General features: G+C 66.9%; 5 protein-coding genes. 4 read left to right on the top strand and 1 reads right to left on the bottom strand.

Annotation, left to right across the window (positions count from 1 at the left end; genetic code table 11):
* Positions 1-83: 83 nt before the first annotated feature.
* From EJB06_RS26890 to EJB06_RS26875, 4 genes are all read left to right on the top strand, one after another.
* Positions 84-569 carry a DUF6702 family protein gene (locus EJB06_RS26890; protein ID WP_126077111.1) on the top strand — a complete coding sequence of 162 codons (486 nt, stop codon included), beginning with the start codon at positions 84-86 and terminating at the stop codon, positions 567-569.
* Positions 566-2,599 carry a TonB-dependent receptor gene (locus EJB06_RS26885; RefSeq protein WP_229427308.1) on the top strand — a complete coding sequence of 678 codons (2,034 nt, stop codon included), beginning with the start codon at positions 566-568 and terminating at the stop codon, positions 2,597-2,599. The genes EJB06_RS26890 and EJB06_RS26885 overlap by 4 nt, the downstream gene beginning before the upstream one ends.
* Positions 2,600-2,645: 46 nt before the next feature.
* Positions 2,646-3,383 carry a 2OG-Fe dioxygenase family protein gene (locus EJB06_RS26880; RefSeq protein ID WP_126077110.1) on the top strand — a complete coding sequence of 246 codons (738 nt, stop codon included), beginning with the start codon at positions 2,646-2,648 and terminating at the stop codon, positions 3,381-3,383.
* A gap of 95 nt (positions 3,384-3,478) precedes the next feature.
* Complete coding sequence (locus tag EJB06_RS26875; RefSeq protein WP_126077109.1) at positions 3,479-4,837, top strand: hybrid sensor histidine kinase/response regulator; 1,359 nt, start codon at positions 3,479-3,481, stop codon at positions 4,835-4,837.
* Positions 4,838-4,988: 151 nt separating this feature from the next.
* Here the strand turns inward: EJB06_RS26875 and EJB06_RS26870 are convergent, their stop codons facing one another.
* Positions 4,989-6,233 (bottom strand): DUF1501 domain-containing protein, encoded by a 1,245-nt coding sequence (locus tag EJB06_RS26870; protein WP_126077108.1) that lies wholly within the window; start codon positions 6,231-6,233, stop codon positions 4,989-4,991.
* Positions 6,234-6,235: the final 2 nt, after the last annotated feature.

Here is a 6,235-nt window from a genome sequence, read left to right as displayed (position 1 = left end):
CGCCTGGAGCTGTTCAAGACCGACCGCAGCAAGGATGACCTGATGAAGGACTTCAAGACGCCCCTGAAAGCCAAGGACGCCAAATGAAACGCCGCCTCGCGCTCGGCGCGCTGCTGGCCTGCGCCTGCCTGGGCGCGCAGGCGCACCGCTTCCACGCGGGGATCACCGACATCGCGTTCAACCCGAACACCGGCAGCATCGAAGTGGTGCACACCTACATGGCGCACGATATCGAGGCGCTGCTGGCGAACCTGTACCAGCGCCAGTTCGACCTGTCCGACCCGCAGGACGAAGCGGTGCTGCGCAAGTACATCGACAGGCAGTTCTACCTGCTGGGCGCGGACAATGCGCGCCTGCCGCTGCGCTGGGTCGGCGTGACGACCAATGTCGACAACGTGGTGATCTACCAGGAAGTGGAAAAGACACCGCTGGCGGCCGCCGTGCGCCTGCGCGACGACGTCTTGATCGACTTCCTGCCCGACCAGGTCAACACGGTCAACGTCAACCGCGCCGGCGCCGTCGCCACCCTCTCCTTCGACCGCAACAAAAAAGAACAACAGCTACCGTGACCATCCATTCCGCCTTACGCCTTACCCCGATCGCCCTGTCGCTCCTGCTGTGCCACGGCGCCGCCCGTGCCGACGACCTGGTCCTGCAGCGCGTGCTGATCGACGGTTCGCGCGCCAGCCAGCTGGGCATCGCCGATTCGGCCAATGCCGGCAGCCTGACCCAGAAACAGCTGGAGATGCGCACCGTCTACCGCCCCGGCGAACTGCTCGAAGCGGCGCCCGGCCTGATCGCCACCCAGCACAGCGGCGAGGGCAAGGCCAACCAGTTTTTCCTGCGCGGCTTCAACCTCGATCACGGCACCGACCTGCGCACCAGCGTCGACGACATGCCGGTCAACCAGCGCAGCCACGCGCACGGCCAGGGCTGGACCGACCTCAATTTCCTGATTCCCGAACTGGCAGCGCGCATGGATTACCGCAAGGGTCCATACTCGGCGCGCGATGGCGACTTTGCCTCGGCCGGCGCGGCATCGATCACCTACGCCAACCGCCTGACGCAGACGACCGGCAGCGCCAGCATCGGCCAGAACGGCTTTGCGCGCGCGCTGCTGGCCGGCTCGCCCGAAGCGGGGGCCGGCAACCTGCTGTACGCGCTCGAGGCGATGCACAACGACGGCCCCTTCACCCGGCCCGACGACTACCGCAAGGTCAACGCCGTGCTGCGCTACAGCCAGGGCTACGCCAACAACGGTTTCACGGTCAGCGCCATGGCTTACCGCGCCAGCTGGAACGCGACCGACCAGATCCCCCAGCGCGCCGTCGATGACGGCAGCCTGGGACGCTTCGACGCCATCGACGACAGCGACGGCGGCCAGGCGCGCCGCTACAGCGTCTCCGGCGTGTGGCGCCGCACCGGCGCGGAGCAGGCCTCCAAGGTCAACGCCTACGTGATCCGCAACCAGCTGGACCTGTATTCGAACTTCACCTATTTTCTGAACGATCCGGTCAACGGCGACCAGTTCAGCCAGCCGGACCGGCGCGTGACCAGCGGCGTCGACGCGACCCATACCTGGCATGGCCACGGCACCGGCATCAAGGCCGATGTGACGGTCGGCCTGCAGCTCCAGAACGACAATATCTTCAACGGCTTGTACAACACGCGCCGGCGCGAACGCCTCTCCACCACGCGCGAGGACCATGTGGTCGAGTCCAGCCTCGGCCTGTTCGCCGAATACCAGGTGCGCTGGAGCGAGAAGCTGCGCAGCGTGGCCGGCCTGCGCGCCGACAGCTACCGCTTCGACGTGCGCAGCAGCGACATGACCGGCGGCGCGGCGCGTTCGCGCGACCATCAGCTCAGCCCCTCGCTGAACCTGATTTTCGGACCATGGGCGCAGACCGAGTGGTATCTCAACGCCGGCAACGGCTTTCACAGCAACGATGCGCGCGGCGCCGTGGACCGTGCGGCGCCGGCGCCCGGCCTGGCGCGCACGCGCGGACTGGAAGTGGGCATGCGCAGCGAACTGCTGCCCAAGGTACAAAGCGCCCTGTCGCTGTACCGGCTCGACATGGCCTCGGAACTGGTCTACGTCGGCGACGCCGGGAACACCGAAGCCGGTCCCGCCAGCCGCCGCACCGGGATCGAGCTGTCGAATTACTACAAGCCCTTCAAGTGGCTCTCGCTGGACCTGGACCTGGCGTTCGCCAAGGCCCGCGCACGCGGCGCCGGCGTGGCCGCTGGCGAAGAGCGTATCGCCGGCGCGGTGGAAGGGGTGGGCCAGTTCGCGCTGAGCGTCGACCGCGGCCCGTGGTCCGGCGCGCTGCGCCTGCGCTATGTGGGCGCGCGCCCGCTGGTCGAGGACAACAGCGTGCGCGCGGCGGGCAGCACCACCATGAACGGCCGCATCGGCTACCGCCTGGCCAACGGCCTGCTGCTGGAAATCGAGGGCTTCAACCTGACCAGGCGGCGCGATTCGGCGATCGCCTATTATTACGCGTCGCGCCTGGACGGTGAAAGCGCCGCGCGCGACGACGTGCACTTCCACCCGATCGAATCGCGCTCGCTGCGGCTGACGCTTGTGAAGAAGTGGTAAGTGCCCACTACCGACGGTGCGCTGTAAATAGTGCTACGCTATCGTGATGACAACACACGCACCGCCCTTTACCGATATCGCCCAGCTCACCGACGCGCTGCGCACAAGCGGCTACGCCCTGCTGCGCCCTGCCGACGTGGCCACGCTGGCCGGCTGCAGCCTCGCCGACCTCGACACGCTGGTCCCCAGCTGGGACCATCTGGCGCCGGACAACTACCTCAAGGATGGCGGCAATTACCGGCGCCGGCGCCATTCCTGCTTTATCCAGGATGGCGGTGCGCTGAGCCAGACCGCGCACCGCGCGCACTGGCAGCCGGTCGAATACAACGCCCTGCACGGCGGCATGCACCGCCTGTTCGAACCGGTGGAGCCAGGCACGGTGGCGCTGCCGGCGTGGGGCAATCTGCTGCGCGCCCTGGGCGACGCCTGCTCGCGCGTGCGTGCGGCCCAGCCCTGGTATGTGGAAGCGCACCAGTTCCGCATCGATACGCTCGAAGGCATCGGCCGCCCCACGCCGGAAGGCGCGCACCGCGACGGCGTCGACTTCGTGGCCGTGCTGCTGGTCGGGCGCAGCCATATCAAGGGGGGCGAGACCCGCATTTTCGAGGCGGCGGGCCCGGACGGCAAGCGCTTCACCATGCTCGAACCGTGGACCCTGATCCTGCTCGACGACGCCACCGTCATCCACGAATCGACCCCGATCCAGCCCGATGGCGAGAACGGCCACCGCGACACGCTGGTGCTGACCTGGCGCACGGGAGGCTTCCAGGGCGACACGGAGTAAAAAACAGTGACATGATGGTATCTGTAAATTTACCATCTGGCGCGACAAATCCGATATAGTCGTATGACCGCAGCCGCCGTGCAAGGAGCCATGTCGTGGACTCGACGTACCAAATCCAGCCAGAAGAATTCGAGATCCTGATCGTCGAAGACAGCCCGACCCAGGCCGAACGCCTGCGGCGCCTGATCCAGTCCAAGTCGTACCGGGTGCGCGTGGCCCTGAACGGCCAGCTGGCCCTGAACCTGATCCGCGAGCAAAAGCCCGACCTGGTCCTGTCGGACATCATCATGCCCGAGATGGACGGCTACGAACTTTGCCATATCATCAAGTCCGACCCGGCCCTGCGCGATATCCCCGTCATCCTGGTCACCGCGCTGAACGCCCCCAAAGACATCATTCGCGGCATCGAGTGCGGCGCCGATAATTTCGTGCGCAAGCCCTACGCCGAGGACTACCTGCTCAGCCGGATCAGCCACATGCTGCTCAACCTGCGCCTGCGCGAAGGGCCGCCGCCGGAAGTGGAGGCGGGCATCGCGCTGTATCTGGGCAACCAGAAGCACTTCATCAACGCCGGGCGCCAGCAGATCCTCGACCTGCTCATTTCGACGTACGAACAGGCGGTGCAGGTCAACGGCGAGCTGCAGGCGCGCGAGCGCCAGGTGATCGAACTGAATATGCGCCTCGCGCACCACGCCGCCGAGCTGGAAACCATCAACCGCGAGATCGCGCACAAGAACCTGGAACTGGCCGAGGCGAGCCGCATGAAGTCGGCCTTCATCGCCAACATGTCGCACGAGCTGCGCACGCCGCTCAACGCCATCATCGGCTTTACCGGGGCGCTGCTGATGAAGCTTCCCGGCCCGCTCACGCCGGACCAGGACAAGCAGCTCAACACCATCCGTTCGAGTGCGCGCCATCTGCTCTCGCTGATCAACGACATCCTCGATGTGGCCAAGATCGAAGCGGGCAAGGTGACCCTGGCGCTCGAGCGCGTGCAGTGCCAGGACCTGATCACCCATACGGCCGACACCCTGCGTCCGCTGGCCGCGCAAAAAGGGCTGGCGCTGTCGGTGGAATTGCCGTCCGAGGCCATCGTGATCGATTCGGACCGGCGCGCGCTGACCCAGATTATTATCAATCTGGTCAACAACGCGATCAAGTTCACGGACCAGGGAACGGTCAAAGTGGCGTTGTCGCAGCGGATGGACGCCAGCGCGCTGCTGACGGAATTCAGCGTGACCGACAGCGGGGCCGGCATCAAGCCGGAAGACCAGTCCAAGCTGTTCCAGGCGTTTTCGCAGCTCGATTCGACCTCGACCCGGCATGCCGAAGGCGCCGGACTGGGACTGTACCTGTGCCAGAACCTGGCCAACCTGCTGGGCGGGAACCTGTACTTCACGAGCGACTACGGCTCCGGCAGCACCTTCACCCTCGCCCTGCGCGAAAAACGCTAAAAAAAACGCCCGCGACCTTGACGGTGCGGGCGGCAATCCAATCTTCTGAGAAAACTGGAGGAGACAAGTCCACTATATTCTCATTTATGGTGCAGTGCAATACGGTAGTTTTACGGTGTTGCGCCATGGATACAAATATGTCGTCATGAACTTATAATAATTGAAACGGCAGCGCCTGGCCCGGCATGTCCGGGAACAGTGTCGCCAGCTGGCGATCCGGCAGACGCAGGTGCTTTTCGGCCACCTGCGCCAGCACCGAGCGGAAGTCGGTGGTCACCGGCAGGTCGCGTCCTTCGTTGAGCGCGTCGTCGCCCACGCCCTGCCAGTCGCCATACACCTTGCCGCCGGCCACCCGCCCGCCCAGCAGCCACATGGCGTTGCCGTGACCGTGATCGGTGCCGCCGTTGCCGTTCTGGCGCGCGGTGCGGCCGAATTCCGACATCACCACGATGGTCGTGTGCTCGAACAGGGGACCGAGGCGCTGCGCCAGGGTAGCCAGCCCCAGGCCCACGGGCGCCAGCCGGTTGGCCAGCTGTCCGGTGGCCGCGCCCTGGTTGGCATGCGTGTCCCAGCCGCCCAGCGCGATGAACGCCAGCTGCATGCGCGCATCGCTGCGCATCAGGCCCGCCAGCCGCGCGGCGTCGTCGGGAAAGCCGTTCGGCAGCGGCGCGCCATTGTCGGCCAGCCGCATCTCCCGGCTCATCGCCGCCTGCACCACCTCCCTGTGCGCCACCCTGCCCTCGCTGTAGGCGCGTCCGAAGCGCGCGTGCGCGGCATACAGCTGGTCGAATGCGGCGCCCACCGCCGGGCGGTCGAGGACGTCGACCCTGGTCCCGGCGGCGCCGTTGGGCAGGTTGATGGCCGGCGCCGCGCCGCTCAGGATGCGCGGCATCAGCGGACCGATACTGAGCGCGCGGCTGGCGGCCGCTTCGCCCGGCAGCGCCGCCACCAGCCGGTTCATCCAGCCGTCCGGCGTGCTTTTGCGGCCCGGCGTGGCGGTCTCCATATAGATCTGGGCGTCGAAGTGCGAGCGGCTCGGGTCGGGCGAGCCGCTGGCGTGCACGAAGGCGAGCCGCTTTTGCCGCCACAGCGGCATCAGGGGCGCGAGCGCCGGATGCAGGCCGAAGTAGCCGTCCAGGTCGAGCGCCGCGCCGTCCGCGCCGGGCGCTTCCAGGCCGATGGTCGGGCGCAGGCGCCGGTAGTTGGCGTCGCCCACGGGCGCCACCACGTTCATCCCGTCGACGGCGCCGCGCAGCATGACGACGATCAGTTTCTGGCGCGTGAGGTTCGTGCCGCCCGCGCCACCGCCTGCGCTGGCGGCCCAGGCGCTGCGTCCGACCGGCACCAGCAGGCTGGCGCCCAGCGCCATCGAGGATAAAAAGTCTCTGCGTTGCATGC

The sequence above is a fragment of the Massilia atriviolacea genome (assembly GCF_003953935.1).
Lineage (GTDB): Bacteria > Pseudomonadota > Gammaproteobacteria > Burkholderiales > Burkholderiaceae_D > Telluria_A > Telluria_A atriviolacea.
The sequence above is the reverse complement of the archived record's forward strand: the minus strand, read 5'-3'. Positions and strand labels throughout refer to the sequence as shown.